The sequence below is a fragment of the Brachybacterium sp. GPGPB12 genome (assembly GCF_038396325.1).
GTDB lineage: Bacteria > Actinomycetota > Actinomycetes > Actinomycetales > Dermabacteraceae > Brachybacterium > Brachybacterium conglomeratum.
Window position 1 is genome coordinate 2,917,923 of record NZ_CP149573.1, and the last position, 15,378, is coordinate 2,933,300.

Below are 15,378 nucleotides of genomic sequence, written 5' to 3' on the forward strand. Positions count from 1 at the left end.
GGCCGGGCTCATCGACATGATCGTCACCGACCACTCGCCGTCCTCCCCGGCGGAGAAGCACCGCGGCGCCCCCGACCTCCAGCAGGCCTGGGGCGGGATCTCCGGACTCCAGGCCGGATTCACCGCCGTCGCCGCCGAGGCCCGCACCCGCGGCATCGACATCGCCCAGGTGAGCGGCTGGATGGCGCGGGCGACGGCCGACCTCGTGGGCCTCGCCCACAAGGGCCGCCTCGAGGTGGGCGCCGACGCGGACCTGATCCTCTACGACCCGGCCCGCCCCCAGACCCTGCGCGCGGACCGCTTCGCCCACCGTCACCCGCTCTCCGCCTACGACGGCCTCGCGCTCCAGGGCGCGGTGGTCGATGCGGTCTTGCGCGGGAAGATCCTCGCGTCCGACGAGGACGCGTCCCCGCGCGGCCGGTTCCTCAGGGGGCCCGGGGCGACGGCGCGCGGCGCGGAGCAGGCGGGAGCGGGCGCATGAGCGACACCCTCGCCGCGCCGCTCCCGGGTGGCCTCGCCGCGGCCTGCACCCGCTGGCTCGAGGCCGGCAAGCCCCTCGCGCTCGCCACCATCGTCGCGACCGAGGGCTCCGCGCCCCGGCCGCTCGGCACCACGATGGTGATCGGGGAGGGCGGGCTGGTGCGCGGCTCCCTCTCCGGCGGGCGCGTCGAGTCGGACCTCGTCGAGCAGGGTCTCGAGGTGCTCGCCACCGGCGTGCCCGAGCGCCGCACCTACGGCTACGCCGACGCCGCCGCGTGGGAGGTGGGGCTCATGTGCGGTGGCGGCATCGACGTGCTCGTCCAGCCCCTCGCCGCCCCGGACCCCGCCGCGGGACTCGACGCGCCGCTCGACGGTGCACCGGGAGCGCTGCTGTGGAGCCTCGACGACCCGAGCCGACGCCTCGCCCTGCCCGTCCCGCTCGCCGACGAGGCGGGGGAGTGGGAGGGCCCGCTCGCGGCGCCGCTCGGCGGGGCCGACGGGCCTGGCGCGACCGACGAGGCCGACGCGACCGGCGGCCCCGGCGCGACCGGCGAGCCCGTGCACTCCGTCGACCCCGCGCTCGTGCGCCGCCTCGCCGCACAGCTCGCCGCCCGCACCTCCGCCGGCGAGACCGGCATCATCGCCCTTCCCGTCGACTGCGGTCTGCCCGCCGAGGGCATCCCGGCCCTGCCCGCACCCGATGCCCTCGAGCTGTTCCTCCTCGTGCGGCGCCCCGCCCCGCGCCTGATCGTCAACGGCACCACCGACCTCGCCGCGGCGGCTGCTCGCCCTGGGCCGCACCCTCGGCTACGACACCACGGTCGTGGACCCGCGCGACACCTTCCTCACCCGCGAGCGGTTCCCCGCCGCGGACCGGCTCGTCGTCGCCCGCCCCGACCGCTACCTCCGTGAGGAGGACGAGGCCGGGCGGCTCGACCACCGCACCGTCATCGCGTGCCTGGGTCATGATCCGAAGATCGACGATCCCCTGGTCGAGACCGCGCTCTCCCTCCCGGTCGCCTACGTCGGCGCGATGGGCTCCCGCCGCACCCACCACGAGCGGATCCGCCGCCTCCTCGAACGGGGCGTCACCACCACCCAGCTCAAGGCCCTGCACTCGCCGATCGGGCTGGACCTCGGCGGCTCCACCCCCGCCGAGTTCGCGCTCTCCGTCATGGCGGAGGTCGTCGCCGAGCGCACCGGCCGCGCCGCCGCGAGACCGCTGCGCACCACCACCGGCCCCCTGCACGGAAGCATCCCCGCATGACCATCACCCCGCAGACCTCCCGCCCCGCACCCCCGGCCGGAGCCCCCGTGATCGTCGACGGCACCCCCGCCGCGACCCCGCCGCGCCCCGGCCAGTGCCTGCGCACCTACCTGCGCGACCTCGGCCGGCTCGGCGTGAAGAAGGGCTGCGACGGCGGGGACTGCGGCGCCTGCACCGTGCACCTGGACGGCAAGCCCGTGCACAGCTGCGTCGTCCCCGCCGTGCGCGCCGCCGGCTCCGCCGTCACCACCATCAACGGCCTCGCCGCGACCGTCCCTGCATCCACCGAGATCCCGGCAGATGGCGCGGCCCGTCGGCCGCCGCGGCCCCGTCGGCCGACGCGACCCCGCCCGCCCCGGCGGGCCCCACCACCCCGCCCGAGCACCCCGTCCAGTGCGCGTTCCGCAAGGCGCAGGGCTTCCAGTGCGGGTTCTGCACCCCCGGCATGATCATGACCGCCGCGGCGCTGACCGACGGGGACCGCGCCGACCTGCCCCGCTCCCTGAAGGGCAACCTGTGCCGCGCACCGGCTACTCCGCGATCGAGGACGCGATCGGCGGACACGTCCACGTCGAGGACGGTGCCGCCGCCGGCCGCGACCTCGGCGCCCCGGCCGCGCGCCGCGTCGTCACCGGCACCGAGCCGTACACGCTCGACGTGGACCCGGCGACCCTGCCGGGGCCGCTGCACCTGAAGATCCTCCGCTCCCCGCACGCCCACGCGCGGATCCGCGGCATCGACACCGCCGCGGCGCTCGCGATCCCCGGCGTGCACACCGTCCTCACCCACGAGGGCGCCCCGGTCACCCTGTTCTCCACCGGGCGGCACGAGCACCTCGCCGACGACCCGCTGGACACCCGCGTCCTGGACGACACGGTCCGCTTCGTCGGCCAGCGCGTCGCCGCCGTCCTCGCCGACACCGTCGCCGCCGCCGAGGCCGGGGTGCGCGCCCTGAAGGTCGACTACGAGGTGCTCGAAGCGGTCACCGACCCGGCCCTCGCCCGCTTCGGCCCGGCCCTGCACGGCGAGAAGACCGGCGCCTCCGGCATCGCGGATCCTGCGACGAACCTGGTCACCGCCCTGCACACCCGCGTCGGGGATCTCGACGACGGGCTCGCCCGTGCCGCCGTGGTCGTCGAGCGCGAGTTCGAGACCCAGCGCGTCCAGCACGTCAGCCTCGAGACCCACGCCGCCATCGCGACCCTCGACGAGGACGGGACGCTCGTGGTCCGCTCGAGCACCCAGGTGCCCTATCTGGCAAAGCGCACCCTGGTGCGCCTGTTCGACCTGGACGAGGAGAAGGTGCGGGTGATCGCGCCGCGCATCGGCGGCGGCTTCGGCGGGAAGCAGGAGGTGTTCACCGAGGACCTCGTGGCGCTCGCGACCCTGCGCACCGGGCGGCCCGTGCGGCTCGAGCACACCCGCACCGAGCAGTTCACCTCCACCTCCGTGCGCCACCCCATGCGGTTGAAGGTCCGCGCCGGCGCCGGCACCGATGGCCGACTCACCGCCCTGCACCTCACCCTGCTGTCCAACACCGGCGCCTACGGCAACCATGGCCCCGGCACCATGTTCCACGGCACCGGCGAATGCCTCGCCCTCTACAACAGCCCGGTCAAAGCTGTGGACGCCGAGGTGGTCTACACCAACACCGTCCCCTCCGGCGCGTTCCGCGGCTACGGCCTCAGCCAGACCGTCTTCGCCGTCGAGTCCACGATGGACGACCTCGCCCGCGAGCTCGGCATGGACCCCTTCACCTTCCGCCGCCTGAACGTGATCCGCGAGGGCGACCCCGTGATCTCCACCTCGCCCACCCCCACGGCCGACGTCGAGTACGGCTCCTACGGGCTGGACCAGTGCCTTGACCTGGTCGAGGAGGCGCTCGCCGCGCCTGGTGAGGGGCTGGGGGAGTCGGCCGAGGGGCTCCTGGCGGGGCCGGCCGGGCGGCCGACGAGGCCGCCGGCGCGGGCGCGCCCGGGCCCGACTGGGCCGTCGGCACCGGGATGGCGCTGTCGATGCTGGACACCGTCCCGCCGCGCGGCCACTTCTCCCACAGCCGCCTGGCGCTCCGCCCCGACGGCACGATCGAGGTGCGCGTGGGCACGGCCGAGTTCGGCAACGGCACCACCACCGTCCACGTCCAGCTCGCCGCCGCCGCGCTCGGTCGCGCCCCCGACCGGCTCACGATCCTGCAGTCGGACACGTCGCTGGTCGGTCACGACACCGGGGCGTACGGCTCCGCGGGCACCGTCGTCGCCGGCAAGGCGACGCTCCACGCGGCGCAGAGGCTGTTCGGGCCGCTCGCCCAGCGGGCGTCGGCGCTCGCCGGGGTGGCGACGGCCGACGAGAGCGCCGCCGCCGGTGGCCTCGCGCCCGCTGGCGAGCACGCTCCCGGCGGCGACCGCGCTCCCGGCGCCGACCGCGCAGGCGACTGGGCGGGTGAGGCAGCGGGCCTCCGCCACGGCCCGACCGGCACCCTCGTCACCTGGGAGGACCTCGCCGCGAGCGGCACCGAGGACTCGCCTCTCGAGGCCGAGGCGCACTGGGACGGCTCGCCCCGCTCCGTCGCCTTCAACGTCCACGGGGTGCGGGTCGCAGTGCACCGCCGCACCGGCGAGCTGCGGATCCTGCAGAGCGTGCAGGCGGCCGATGCCGGCTTCGTCGTGAACCCCCTGCAGTGCCGCGGCCAGGTGCAGGGCGGGGCCGCGCAGGCCCTCGGCGCGGCGGCGCACGAGGAGGTGATCGTGGACGACGCCGGGAAGGTCACCACCGACATCCTGCGCCAGTACCACGTGCCCACCTACGCGGACGTGCCCCGCACCGAGGTGCTCTTCGCGACCACCAGCGACCGCCTCGGCCCGCTCGGCGCGAAGTCCATGAGCGAGAGCCCCTACACCCCGGTCGCCCCCGCCCTCACCAACGCGGTGCGCGACGCGGTGGGCGTGCGGATGACCTCGCTGCCCATGAGCCGCGACCGGCTCTATCTCGCGATGAAGGCCGCGGGCGTCGTCCCCGGCCGCGTCGCCTGAGCGAGCCCGGAACGGCAGACGGGCCGACGCGCACGGCCTCGTCGGCCGGCCCGTCGGCCCGTCGTGGACCGGGCTCGAGCGGTCAGCTCGCGTGCACTCCGGTGCCGCGGGCGTTGTAGAGGGTCGCGCCGCCGCCGGCGACGAGGTCGCGGTAGTCGGCGAGGACCTGGACCGCCTCCTCGCGCAAGACCCCGGTCTCCACCTCGATCCCGCGCTCGGCGAAGCGGCCGATCCAGTCCTCGGGCATGGGGCCCTCGTCGAAGCCGGTCAGCTCCTCCACCTCGGGCCCGTCCACGGCGATGACCAGGCGCTTCACCCCGGACCACATGGTCGCGCCGTAGCACATGACGCACGGGCGGGCGTTGACCCACAGCTCCAGCGGCGCCGCCCCGCGCACCCAGATCCCAGGTCCCGCGCCGCGCCTGGGCGAGGGAGAGGGTGGTGACCTCGGCGTGCATGGAGGAGAGACCCGACGCCAGCACCCGGTTCACGCCGGCGGTGACGATCTCGCCGCTGGCGGGGTCGCGGACGAGCGCGGCGAAGGGCCCGCCGCCGCCCTCGCGCATGTTGCGGTCCGCGAGCCGGTTCAGCGACCGCATCAGCACCGTGCGCGCCTCCTGACCGTCCCCGACCGGGCCGTGCCCGAGCGCGGCGACCTCCTCGTCCACCCACACCGGCATCGACGCGCCGAAGGAGGTGACAGGAGAGATGGTGTCGGAGCGGTGCCGCGGGGCCATGGGTGCCTCCCGGCGGAGCGCGGGCCGTTGCGATGACGGCCCGGTGAGTGGGTGCGTGGGGTGGCGGGAGTGACGGGAGCCGATCCGTCCCTCCGGCCGCGGCCAGGCTAGGCGCGGGATGTGTCGACGGTGTTTCGGTGAGGCACGAGATCGTGGCGAGCTTCGCCCAGGTCGATCCCGAGTCGATCCCGCGACCGCGCCGAGACCCGTCCGAGACCTGGCCGAGACCTGCCCGGGCCCCGTGTTACGCCCCCGAAACAGGAGCGCACCCCTCACGAAACAGCCGTTCCATAGCGTGGCCGCCATCGGATGACCTGTTGCGGAGCACTCGCTGCGCAGGAGCTCCTGCGCGACCCGGTCCCGGCCCCCGTCGGCCGCCCCGGACCCCACGCGCCGCACGGTCCCCGATACCGCGCAGGACCACCGCGCGGACGAGAACCAGTGGAAAGAAGCGCCCTCGATGCACCGCCGTCCTGCCGCCCCCGCCGCGCTCCCCGGAGTCACCGCCGCGCCCTCCCGCCGACTGCTCGCTGGCCGGTGCGCTCGCCGCCCCCGCCCTCGCCCTCGCGGGTCGCTCCGGGTCGGCCGACGGCGAGAGCGCGGGCGGCGACCTCGGCACCCTCGAGGTGAACCAGAACTGGATCCGCACCACCGAGTTCGCCGGCGAGTACTTCGCCGACTCCCGCGGCTACTACACCGACGCCGGCTTCACGGAGGTCACCCTCATCCCCGGCGGCCCCTCCGGCACCTCCTCGGAGGCGATGGTGCTGTCGAACTCGGCACTGGTCGGGATGACGACCCCGCTGGCGGCCGGGTCGATGGTCGCGGGGGAGGAGGCGCCGCTGGTGCCGCTCGGTGCGAAGTTCCAGCGCAACCCCTTCACCATCTGCTCCACCTCCGCCACCCCCATCACCACCCCCGCCGACCTCGTCGGCAAGCGGATCGGTGTCGCCACCGGCACCAACGAGGTCCTCTTCGACGCGCTCCTCGAGGTCAACGGCATCGACCCGGCCGACGTCGAGCGGGTCACTGTCCAGTTCGACCCCCAGCCGCTGATCAACGGCGAGGTCGACGGCCAGATCTGCACCCTGACAAACGAGGCGATCACCGTCTCCCTCGCCGGGCTCGAGGCCGTGAACCTGCCGCTGGCCGACAACGGCCTGCCCTTCGTCTCCGGCGCCTTCGTCACCACCCTCCAGAACGTCGCCGAGCGGCGCGAGGAGCTGAAGGGCTTCCTCGCCGCCACCGTGCGCGGCTGGAAGGACGCCCTCGCCGACCCCGAGGAGTCCGCGCGCCTGGCCTACGAGGAGTACGGCGCGGACCTGGGGCTCGACCCCGAGAAGGAGCGACGCCAGGCCGAGGCCCAGAACCAGCTCGTGGTCAGCGACGAGACCGACGCGAACGGCCTGTTCACCATCTCCGACGAGCTCGCCGCGAAGAACATCGAGCTCCTGGCCCTGGCCGGGCACGAGGTCGACCAGGACGCCTTCTTCGACCCGACCCTGCTGCAGGAGGTCTACGAGGAGAACCCCGACCTCCTCCCCGCCTGACCCCACCCACGCACTGCCCCGCCAGCACCGCCACCCCTGATCCGGCACCCCGAAAGGGCACCAGAATGACCGCGCAGAGCACGCCCCGCCCCACCCCCGAGTCGCCCCGGGCCGGCGCCACCGGCATCGACCTCCAGGGCCTGAGCAAGACCTACACCTCCGGCCGGAAGCCCGTCACCGCCTTCACCGACACCGACCTCGCCGCCGACCGCGGCGCGTTCCTGTCGCTGCTGGGCCCGTCGGGTCGCGGCAAGTCCACGATCCTGCGGATCCTCGCCGGGCTCGAGACCCCCACCGCCGGCACCGCCCTCGTGGACGGGATGAGTCCCGCCGAGCCGCGGGCCAGCTCCCGCCTCGGCATCGCCTTCCAGGACTCGGCCCTGCTGCCCTGGCGCACCGTGCGCGGCAACATCCGTCTCGCGCTCGAGGTCGCCGGGAAGCTCGAGAACGAGCCCTACATCGACGACCTCCTGGACCTCGTGGGCCTGCGCGCCTTCGAGAACGCCAAGCCCGGCCAGCTCTCCGGCGGCATGCGCCAGCGCGTGTCCATCGCCCGCGCCCTCGTGGTCAAGCCCGAGGTGCCGCTGCTGGACGAGCCCTTCGGGGCGCTGGACGACATGACCCGTCAGCGCCTGAACCTCGAGCCGCTGCGCATCTGGACCGAGAAGCCCGCCACCACCCTCATGGTCACCCACGGCATCTCCGAGGCCGTGTTCCTCTCCGACCAGGTCGCCGTGATGAGCGCACGGCCCGGCCGGATCGTCGAGGTGTTCGACGTGGACCTGCCCCGCCCCCGCACCCCCGAGATGATGCGCACCCCCGAGTTCCACGCCCTGTGCGACCACGCCTCCGAGGTCCTCTTCGGCACCCCGACCGCCGCACTCCCCGAGAGCGCCTGAGACGGGACGGAGACGCACCCCATGACCACCTCGACCGCCGCCGCGGAGAAGATCCCCGCCCCCGTCGCCGCGCCCCGTCGGCCGCGCAAGCCCCTGCCCCGCTGGGCGCTCGGCGCGCTCGGCACGCTCGGCGTCATCGCCGTGTGGTGGCCGCTCGCCGCGACCGTCCTGTCCGGGGCGGGCGCCGCCCAGGGCGGCGCGATCCCCACCCCCGGCGCCATCGTCGCCCAGTTCGCGGCCGACGGATGGAGCTACTACTCCCGCAACGCGTCCGTCACCCTCGCCGAGGCGGGACTCGGCTACCTGGCCGGGAACGCGCTCGCGCCGCTGCTCGCCGGGGTGGTGATGGTGGTGCCCGCGCTCGAGCGGATCATCACCCAGCTCGGCGTGATCAGCTACTGCCTGCCGCTGGTCGCGATCGGCCCGATCATCTTCATCGTCCTCGGCCCGCCCACCTCCGGCGCCCCCTCCGGCACCGCCGTGGTCCTCGCCGCCCTGTCGGTGTTCTTCACGACCCTGGTCGGCTCCATCCTGGGCCTCCGCAGTGCCGACAAGGCCGCGCTGGACGTCATCACCGTGTACGGCGGCACCCGCCTCACCCAGTCGCGCAAGGTCCAGATCATCTCCGCCCTGCCCAGCGTCCTGAACTCCCTGAAGATCGCCGCGCCCGGCGCGCTGCTCGGCGCGGTGCTCGGCGAGTACGTCGGCGGCGTGGACCGCGGGCTCGGACCCGCGATGGTCAACGCCCAGCAGTCCCTCGAGATCGAGCGCGTGTGGGGCGTGGCCATCGTGTGCGGGCTCCTCGCCGGCGGCGCCTTCGCCGTCCTCGCGCTCATCGCCCGCTTCGCCACCCCCTGGTCCGCCGGCACCGAAGGAGGCAGGTCCTGATGACCCACGCCCTGAAGTCCCTCTCCCGCTCCACCCTCGGCGTGGCGATCTCCCTCGCCGTGGTCCTCGCGATCTGGGCCGGCGGCCTGCGGATCCTGGACGTCTCCAGTTTCATCGGCAAGGGCCCGCTGGACGTGTTCGGCTACCTCGCGCTGGACGAGGACGCCGCCGCCCACCGCGCCGCCGTCGCGGACAACCTCACCATCACCCTCGCCGATGCGGCGATCGGCTTCGTCGCCGGGCTCGCCCTCGCGCTCGTCGTCGCCGCGGCGTTCACCCTGATCCGCGGCGTGGAGGACGCGCTGGCGCTGCCCCTCGCGATGCTCGCTGCGCTCCGTGCCGCTGGTCGCCATGGCCCCGATCCTCATCCTCATCTTCGGCCGCGGCACCGCCACCGTCGCCGCGATGGGCGGGATCGTGGTGCTGTTCCCGGCACTGGTCACCATCGTGCTCGGGCGCGCTCCGCGTCCCCGGCGATGGTGGACGTGGTCTCCGTGTTCGGCGGCTCCAAGGTCGCCGCGTTCCGCAAGGTCGCCCTGCCCGCCTCGCTGCCCGCCTTCTTCACCGCGCCGCGCATCTCCATCCCGGGCGCGCTCACCGGGGCGCCGCTGGCCGAATGGCTCGCCACCGGTCAGGGCATCGGCTACCAGATCGTCTCGGACGTCTCCCGCGCCCGCTACGAGAGCGTGTGGGCGTCGGTCGTGGTCGTCACCGCCGCGTCCCTGCTCCTCTACGGCATCGTCTCCGTGCTCGAGCGGCTCGTCGCCGCGCCGCATGGGCCAGACGGTCTGAGCCCGTGGACCTCTCGACCGTCGAGGAGGTGCTCGCCACCGCCGACCCCGACGACTTCCGGGCCGGGGACGCCTGGCTCGGCGGCGGCACGGTCCTGTTCTCGTACGGCAGCGACCGCCTGCGCCGCCTGCTCGATCTGCGCTCGGCCGGCTGGGAGCCGTGGGAGCTGTGGGAGAGCGGTCTCGAGATCGCCTCGACCTGCACCATCGCCCAGCTCTACGCCCTCCCCGGCAGCGAGGCGCCCTACGGCGTGCTCCGCCCCGGCACGGCCCGGCAGGCGCGGGCAGGCGGGTTCCCGAGCGTCGAGGAGTGGCCCGCGACCGCGCTCATCCGCCCGTGCTGCGACGCGTTCGTCGCCTCCTTCAAGATCTGGAACACCTCCACCGTCGGCGGCAATGTCGCCACCGCCCTCCCCGCCGGGCCCATGACCTCCCTGCTCGCGGGCCTGGACGCCGATGCGGCTGCTGTGGGCGCCGGGCGGCGGGAAGCGTCGCGTCCCGGTCGCGCGGCTCGTGCTCGGCGACGGCCGCACCGTGCTCGGTCGCGGGGAGCTGATCCGCTCCTTCCTCATCCCGCGCGCGTCGCTGGAGTCCCGGGCGGCGTTCCGGCGGCTGTCCCTGTCGAACCTGGGCCGCTCCGGTGCACTGCTCATCGGTCGGGACCTGGGCGATGGGCGCCTGCGCCTGACGATCACCGCCGCGACCGTGCGGCCCGTGCGGCTCGAGGTGCCGCTCGGCGCCGGGGACGCGGAGGTGGCTCGGCGGGTGGAGGCGGCGCCGCCGGCCCGGCTCGTCCACGACGACATCCACGGCCTGCCCGAGTGGCGGCGCGACATGTCCGTACTGCTCGCCCAGGAGATCGTCGCCGAGCTCAGCACCCCTCCCGCCCCGGTGCGGGAGGCGGTGCATCCGCTCGAGGGCGCGGGCGGGCACCTGCGCTGAGCGGGTCTGCGCCCGAGGCACCTCGATACGCATCGTCCCGCGCCGCCCCGGCCCCGCACGACCCCGTCGGCCGACCCCCGATGACCCGACCCCCAGTAGACCCGTCATGCCCCACGCCCCGTGCGACACCCTGATCCACTCCGCGCACCTGGTCGTGGACCGCGGGCTCGAGTCGCCCGGCGGCTGGATCGCGCTCACCGGCGGGCGGGTCGCCGCCGTCGGCGCGGCCGATGAGCCGACGCCCGAGGCGGCCGAGCGGATCGACGCCGGCGGGCGCCTGGTCACCCCGGGACTCATCAACACCCACCACCACATGTACCAGAACCTCACCCGCGCCTACGCCCCGGCGATCAACGGGTCCCTGTTCGACTGGCTGACCGCGCTGTACCCGGTGTGGGCGCGGCTGGACGTCGACGACATCGAGATCTCCACCTACGTCGCGATGATCGAGTCGCTGATGGGCGGTCGCACCACCAGCTCCGACCACCTCTACGTCCACCCCCGACCGGGCTTCGTCGATGCGCAGGTGCGCGCCGCCCGCGAGGTGGGGATGCGGTTCGTCGCCACCCGCGGATCCATGACCCGCTCCGTCGAGGACGGGGGCCTGCCCCCGGCGTCCGTCGTCCAGGACCACGACGCGATCATGGCCGACGCCGAAGCGGTCATCGCCGCCCACCACGACCCGAGTCCCGGTGCGATGGTCCGGATCGCGCTCGCGCCCTGCTCCCCGTTCTCCGTGTCCGAGCGGATCATGGTCTCCTCCGCCGAGCTGTCCGCGCGCACCGGCGTGCGCCTGCACACCCACCTCGCCGAGGACCACGACGAGGACGACTACTGCGCCGAGGTGTACGGTCGCCGCCCCGTCGAGTACCTCGAGCGGGTGGGCTGGGCGGGGGAGCGCACCTGGCTCGCCCACTTCATCTACCCGAGCGAGGACGAGGTCGCGCGGCTCGGCCGCGCGGGCGTCTCCGCCACCCAGTGCCCGAGCTCCAACATGATGATCGGCCACGGCACGATGGACGCCCCGCGCTGGAAGGAGCTCGGGATGACAGTGGGGCTCGGCTGCGACGGCTCCGCCTCCACCGACAGCGCGTCGCTGTGGATGGAGACCCGCAACGCCCTCCTGCTGGGCCGGCTCCGCAACGGCCCCGCCTCGATGCAGGCCCGCGACGCGCTGGATCTTGCGACCCGGGGGAGCGCTCAGTGCCTCGGCTGGGAGGACGAGATCGGGCACCTGCGCCCCGGCGCCTGCGCCGACCTCGTGGTGTGGGAGACCCACCCCGTCGCGCTCGCCGGCGCGCTCACCGACCCCGTCGAGGGCTGGTCGCGCACCGGCCCCGCCCGCGCCTGGCACACGCTCGTGGCCGGAGAGGTGCTGGTGAGGGACGGGGAGCCGGTCGCGCCCGCGCTCGGCGAGATGTCGCGCGCGCACCGGCGGTCCGCCGAGCGGCCGCAGGCGGCGGCGCTGGGGTGAGGGGCGGCCGACGGGCGTACGCGCACGCGCTCGCCATGCCGCGCTGAGCTGCGCAGATGTCGATCTGCTCCTCCCGTCGGCCGCTCTGGCGGCGGGCGATGGCGGCTTTGAGCTGAGCGTGAAGATCTGGAGAGGAAGTGGGTCGATAGGGGCATCTTCACCCCTGCACCAGCTCCCGCCCCGCCGCCACCAGCACCGCCTCCGTCAGCCCCTCGAGCGGCGTCGAGGGCGTCCTCGCCACCTGCCAGTACAGCGCCGAGGTGACAGGCTCGCCGCCGAGCGCGACCAGATCCCCGCTCGCCAGCGGCGGCTCGGCCTGCATGGTCAGCAACATCCCCCAGCCGAGCCCGGCGACGACCGCATCGGCGAGCTCATGGGTGGAGGGGACGAGATGGCGCGGGGCGAGTGCGGGATCCATTCCCTGTCGGCGCGACCAGGCGGACTGGAGGTCGTCGTGCGCGTCGTAGTCGATCCGCGGGGCGCGGGCGAGCACATCGGCATCGACCTCTTCCGCCCGTCCGGCCCAGCGCTCCCGCCATGCGGGGGAGGCGACCGCGACGTAGACGATCACGCCCAGCGGCACGGAGCGGAACCCCGGCGGCGCCGTCGGCGACGAGGTCACGGCGGCGAGGGCGGCGCCGGTGGTGAGCAACCGTGCGGTCTCATCCTGGTCCTCGCGCTGCGCAGCTCCAGCTGGGCGTCGTGCGAGCGGGCGAAGTCGGCCAGGGCTGGCAGGAACCACGTGGCCAGCGAATCGGAGTTCACGGCGATGCCGAGGCGCGGCGCTCGCCCTGCGCGTCGAGCCCGAGCGCGGCGCTTGCCTCCTGCTCGAGCAGGGACTGCCCGCGCGCGAAGCGCACCACCACCTCGCCGGGCGCGGTGAGCCGCACCGGCTTCGCCCGCACCAGGAGCCGCTGGCCCAGCTGCTGCTCGAGCGGCTTCAGCCGCTGGCTCACGGCCGAGGGGGTCATGTGCAGGTGCCGTGCCGCGGCCTCGAGGGTGCCCTGCTCGGCGACGATCCGGAGCGTCTCGGCGAGGGAGGGGTCGATGCGCATCCTCGGATGTTAGATGAAGTCGTGCTTCAGGCAGTGAAGGAATCCTCGCTGGTGCTTCACTCCCGCTGTGCCTACCGTCGAGCAGGTGACCATCGCACTGCACGGCCTCCTCGCCGGCCTCACCCTCATCATCGCCATCGGCTCCCAGAACGTGTTCGTGCGCGTCAGGGGATCCGCCGCGAGCACGTGGGCGCGGTGGTCGCCGTGTGCATCGCCTCCGATGTCGTGCTGATCAGCGCGGGCGCCGGCGGGCTCGGCGCGCTGGTGCGGGCGATGCCCGAGGTGGTGGAGGTCGCGCGCTGGGCCGGGGTCGCTTTCCTGCTCGGCTATGCGGCGCTCGCCGCCCGTCGGCGCCGCGCGGCGGGGAGGCGCTCACGGCCGACGGGACCGCGCGGCCGGCTCGCCCCCGCGGCACCGGCCGCGCCGCTGCGGTGACCACGGCGCTGGCGCTGACCTGGCTGAACCCCCACGTCTACCTCGACACCGTCTCGCTGCTGGGCTCGATCGCCTCCACCCACGGCGCGCAGGCCTGGCGGTTCGTGCTCGGCGCGCGCGCTCGGCGAGACGCTGTGGTTCACGGCGCTCGGGTTCGGGGCGCGGTATCTGGGGCGATTCCTCTCCAGCCCGCGCTCCTGGCAGGTGCTGGACGGGGTCGTCGCGGTGACGATGGTGGCCGTCGCGGGAATGCTCGCCGTGGGGTGAGGGAGAGCGAGGCGCCATGAATACCGCGGCGACCCAGCTGAACCCACGTGCCGAGGCGGACGGAGGCGGCCGTGCGGGCACAGCGCCTCCCGCACCTCATTAGGCTCGGTCCCACCATCTCCCCGAGAGTCGGGCGCCCTCGTCGCCCCGGACAGGGGGCACCTCATGACCCTCGACCACCTGCTCGCCCCCGACGCCCGCCTCGAGAAGGTCGCGAGCGGCTTCACCTGGGTCGAGGGAACCGCCTGGATCCCCGTCCGCGGCGTCGTCGCGCTTCAGCGACATCCCCGGCAATCGGGTGGTGGAGTTCTCCGAGGCCGACAGCAGAACAGCCGTGTTCAGCGACGACGCCGAGTTCACCAACGGCCGTACCCTCGCCCGCGACGGCTCCGTCATCGAGTGCTCCCACGGCCGGCGCGCCGTGCAGATCGATCGCTCCGCCTCCGAGCCCGGCGCCGACTACGCCCCCCAGATCCTCGTGGACCGCCTCGATCCTGCGGACGGGTCGCTGACCCCGGTCGTGATCGACGTGGAGGCGTCCAACGGCCTCGCCTTCTCCCCGGACGAGGGAGTCCTGTACGTCTCGGACTCCTCCCTCTCCCCGGCCGAGGCGGACCCGCCCGCTGGGCGACCGCGCGGCCACTCGATCCACGCCTACGACGTGATCGCGGGGCGCCATGCGAAGAACGGCCGGGAGCTGGTCGAGGTGAGCCCGGGACTGCCCGACGGCTTCCGCGTGGACGCCGAGGGGAACCTCTGGTCGTCCTCCCTCTCCGGGATCTGGTCGTCCTCCCTCTCCGGGATCCAGGTGTTCACCCCCTCCGGTGAGAAGCTCGGCGAGAACCCCGTGCCGGAGAAGGTCACGAACTGCGCCTTCGGCGGTGCCGACGGTACGACTCTGTACATCTGTGCGAGCACCGGCATCTACCGGATCCGCACCCGGGCCAGGGACGCCGTCGCGGATCGTCGGGCGGGATCGTCCGGGCGGCCCTGACCTACTGGTCCGTCCTCTCGGCCGTCCTGCGGAACCGCCCCGCGTCTGGGCGCCGGTGAACTAGTGTGCGAGCACGGACCCGACGAAGGGAGCGCGTGATGAGACGGCCGCCGCCGTTCCTGGACAAGGCCGCGCCCGAGGCCTGGGACCTGCTCGGCGAGGTGCGCAGTGCCGTCGCGGAGCAGAACGAGGCCGCCGGGATCGCGACGACGACACTCGAGCTCATGTACCTGCGCATCTCCCAGCTCAACGGTCGCGCCTTCTGCGTGGACCTCCACCACCGCCGCGCCGTGCGCGCCGGCGCGCCGGACGACCAGGTCGCGCAGGCTGCCCGTCTGGCGCGACTCGCCCAGCTTCGATGCCGTCGAGCGCGCCGCGCTGCTGCTGGGCGAGACGGTCGCGACACTGCCCGAGCCGATGGTCCGCGACCGCGACCTCATGGTCGCCCGCGACGTGCTCGGAGAGCAGGCCTTCGCAGCGCTGGAGTGGTCCGCGGTGCTGATGACCACGTACAACCGTCTGTCCGTGCTCTCCCACCACCCCGTGCCCGGCGCCCGCTGACCGCCGCGC

Annotated in this window: 14 protein-coding genes and 2 pseudogenes; 13 read left to right on the plus strand and 3 right to left on the minus strand. The window is 74.3% G+C overall.

Annotated features, from left to right (window positions below; all coding sequences use genetic code 11):
• Nucleotides 1–16: 16 nt before the first annotated feature.
• The 4 genes and pseudogenes from WKH84_RS17010 to WKH84_RS17025 all read left to right on the plus strand — a co-directional run bounded on the left by WKH84_RS17010 (nucleotide 17) and on the right by WKH84_RS17025 (nucleotide 4,776).
• Complete coding sequence (locus WKH84_RS17010; protein WP_341856940.1) at nucleotides 17–481, plus strand: amidohydrolase family protein; 465 nt, start codon at nucleotides 17–19, stop codon at nucleotides 479–481.
• Nucleotides 478–1,392, plus strand: coding sequence for an XdhC family protein (locus WKH84_RS17015; protein ID WP_341856941.1), 915 nt, complete (start codon nucleotides 478–480; stop codon nucleotides 1,390–1,392). Before WKH84_RS17010 ends, WKH84_RS17015 begins: the two co-directional genes overlap by 4 nt.
• Nucleotides 1,304–1,747, plus strand: coding sequence for an XdhC family protein (locus tag WKH84_RS17020; RefSeq protein ID WP_341854507.1), 444 nt, complete (start codon nucleotides 1,304–1,306; stop codon nucleotides 1,745–1,747). Before WKH84_RS17015 ends, WKH84_RS17020 begins: the two co-directional genes overlap by 89 nt.
• Nucleotides 1,744–4,776: pseudogene (locus WKH84_RS17025) on the plus strand (molybdopterin cofactor-binding domain-containing protein). Before WKH84_RS17020 ends, WKH84_RS17025 begins: the two are co-directional and overlap by 4 nt.
• 82 nt (nucleotides 4,777–4,858) lie before the next feature.
• Here the strand turns inward: WKH84_RS17025 and WKH84_RS17030 are convergent.
• A complete protein-coding gene (locus tag WKH84_RS17030; protein ID WP_341854508.1) occupies nucleotides 4,859–5,173 on the minus strand; it encodes a hypothetical protein in 315 nt (104 codons plus the stop codon).
• Between the two features lie 657 nt (nucleotides 5,174–5,830).
• Here WKH84_RS17030 and WKH84_RS17035 point away from each other — a divergent pair.
• The 6 genes from WKH84_RS17035 to WKH84_RS17060 all read left to right on the plus strand — a co-directional run bounded on the left by WKH84_RS17035 (nucleotide 5,831) and on the right by WKH84_RS17060 (nucleotide 12,057).
• A complete protein-coding gene (locus WKH84_RS17035; protein WP_341854509.1) occupies nucleotides 5,831–7,063 on the plus strand; it encodes an ABC transporter substrate-binding protein in 1,233 nt (410 codons plus the stop codon).
• Nucleotides 7,064–7,128: 65 nt separating this feature from the next.
• Nucleotides 7,129–7,962: an ABC transporter ATP-binding protein gene (locus WKH84_RS17040; protein ID WP_341854510.1), complete on the plus strand. Its 834-nt coding sequence runs from the start codon at nucleotides 7,129–7,131 to the stop codon at nucleotides 7,960–7,962.
• A 21-nt stretch (nucleotides 7,963–7,983) separates the two neighbouring features.
• Nucleotides 7,984–8,850, plus strand: coding sequence for an ABC transporter permease subunit (locus WKH84_RS17045; protein WP_341854511.1), 867 nt, complete (start codon nucleotides 7,984–7,986; stop codon nucleotides 8,848–8,850).
• On the plus strand, nucleotides 8,850–10,070 hold the full coding sequence (locus WKH84_RS17050; RefSeq protein ID WP_341854512.1) for an ABC transporter permease subunit: 1,221 nt from the start codon (nucleotides 8,850–8,852) through the stop codon (nucleotides 10,068–10,070). The genes WKH84_RS17045 and WKH84_RS17050 overlap by 1 nt, the downstream gene beginning before the upstream one ends.
• Nucleotides 10,071–10,097: 27 nt before the next feature.
• Nucleotides 10,098–10,583 (plus strand): hypothetical protein, encoded by a 486-nt coding sequence (locus WKH84_RS17055; RefSeq protein ID WP_341854513.1) that lies wholly within the window; start codon nucleotides 10,098–10,100, stop codon nucleotides 10,581–10,583.
• A 106-nt stretch (nucleotides 10,584–10,689) separates the two neighbouring features.
• Nucleotides 10,690–12,057, plus strand: coding sequence for an 8-oxoguanine deaminase (locus tag WKH84_RS17060; protein ID WP_341854514.1), 1,368 nt, complete (start codon nucleotides 10,690–10,692; stop codon nucleotides 12,055–12,057).
• 157 nt (nucleotides 12,058–12,214) lie between these two features.
• On the opposite strand, the gene WKH84_RS17065 is transcribed toward WKH84_RS17060, so the two are convergent.
• Nucleotides 12,215–12,709 carry a LysR substrate-binding domain-containing protein gene (locus WKH84_RS17065; RefSeq protein ID WP_341854515.1) on the minus strand — a complete coding sequence of 165 codons (495 nt, stop codon included), beginning with the start codon at nucleotides 12,707–12,709 and terminating at the stop codon, nucleotides 12,215–12,217.
• Nucleotides 12,710–12,818: 109 nt separating this feature from the next.
• Nucleotides 12,819–13,112: a LysR family transcriptional regulator gene (locus tag WKH84_RS17070; RefSeq protein ID WP_341854516.1), complete on the minus strand. Its 294-nt coding sequence runs from the start codon at nucleotides 13,110–13,112 to the stop codon at nucleotides 12,819–12,821.
• A gap of 85 nt (nucleotides 13,113–13,197) precedes the next feature.
• On the opposite strand from WKH84_RS17070, the pseudogene WKH84_RS17075 reads away from it, so the two are divergent.
• The 3 genes and pseudogenes from WKH84_RS17075 to WKH84_RS17085 all read left to right on the plus strand — a co-directional run bounded on the left by WKH84_RS17075 (nucleotide 13,198) and on the right by WKH84_RS17085 (nucleotide 15,369).
• Nucleotides 13,198–13,814: pseudogene (locus WKH84_RS17075) on the plus strand (LysE family transporter).
• A 301-nt stretch (nucleotides 13,815–14,115) separates the two neighbouring features.
• Entirely contained in the window at nucleotides 14,116–14,808 is a 693-nt protein-coding gene (locus WKH84_RS17080; protein WP_341854517.1) for an SMP-30/gluconolactonase/LRE family protein, read from the plus strand.
• 168 nt (nucleotides 14,809–14,976) lie between these two features.
• Nucleotides 14,977–15,369, plus strand: a complete 393-nt coding sequence (locus WKH84_RS17085; RefSeq protein WP_341854518.1) for a hypothetical protein — start codon at nucleotides 14,977–14,979, stop codon at nucleotides 15,367–15,369.
• Nucleotides 15,370–15,378 lie beyond the last annotated feature (9 nt).

What these genes read in the sequence shown, in the direction of transcription:
- WKH84_RS17040 (WP_341854510.1), top strand. Translation starts at nt 7,129, where the DNA reads ATGACCGCGCAGAGCACGCCCCGCCCCACCCCCGAGTCGCCCCGGGCC.
- WKH84_RS17015 (WP_341856941.1), top strand. Translation starts at nt 478, where the DNA reads ATGAGCGACACCCTCGCCGCGCCGCTCCCGGGTGGCCTCGCCGCGGCC.
- WKH84_RS17050 (WP_341854512.1), top strand. Translation starts at nt 8,850, where the DNA reads ATGACCCACGCCCTGAAGTCCCTCTCCCGCTCCACCCTCGGCGTGGCG.
- WKH84_RS17060 (WP_341854514.1), top strand. Translation starts at nt 10,690, where the DNA reads ATGCCCCACGCCCCGTGCGACACCCTGATCCACTCCGCGCACCTGGTC.
- WKH84_RS17070 (WP_341854516.1), bottom strand. Translation starts at nt 13,112, where the DNA reads ATGCGCATCGACCCCTCCCTCGCCGAGACGCTCCGGATCGTCGCCGAG.
- WKH84_RS17045 (WP_341854511.1), top strand. Translation starts at nt 7,984, where the DNA reads ATGACCACCTCGACCGCCGCCGCGGAGAAGATCCCCGCCCCCGTCGCC.
- WKH84_RS17055 (WP_341854513.1), top strand. Translation starts at nt 10,098, where the DNA reads ATGCGGCTGCTGTGGGCGCCGGGCGGCGGGAAGCGTCGCGTCCCGGTC.
- WKH84_RS17010 (WP_341856940.1), top strand. Translation starts at nt 17, where the DNA reads ATGATCGTCACCGACCACTCGCCGTCCTCCCCGGCGGAGAAGCACCGC.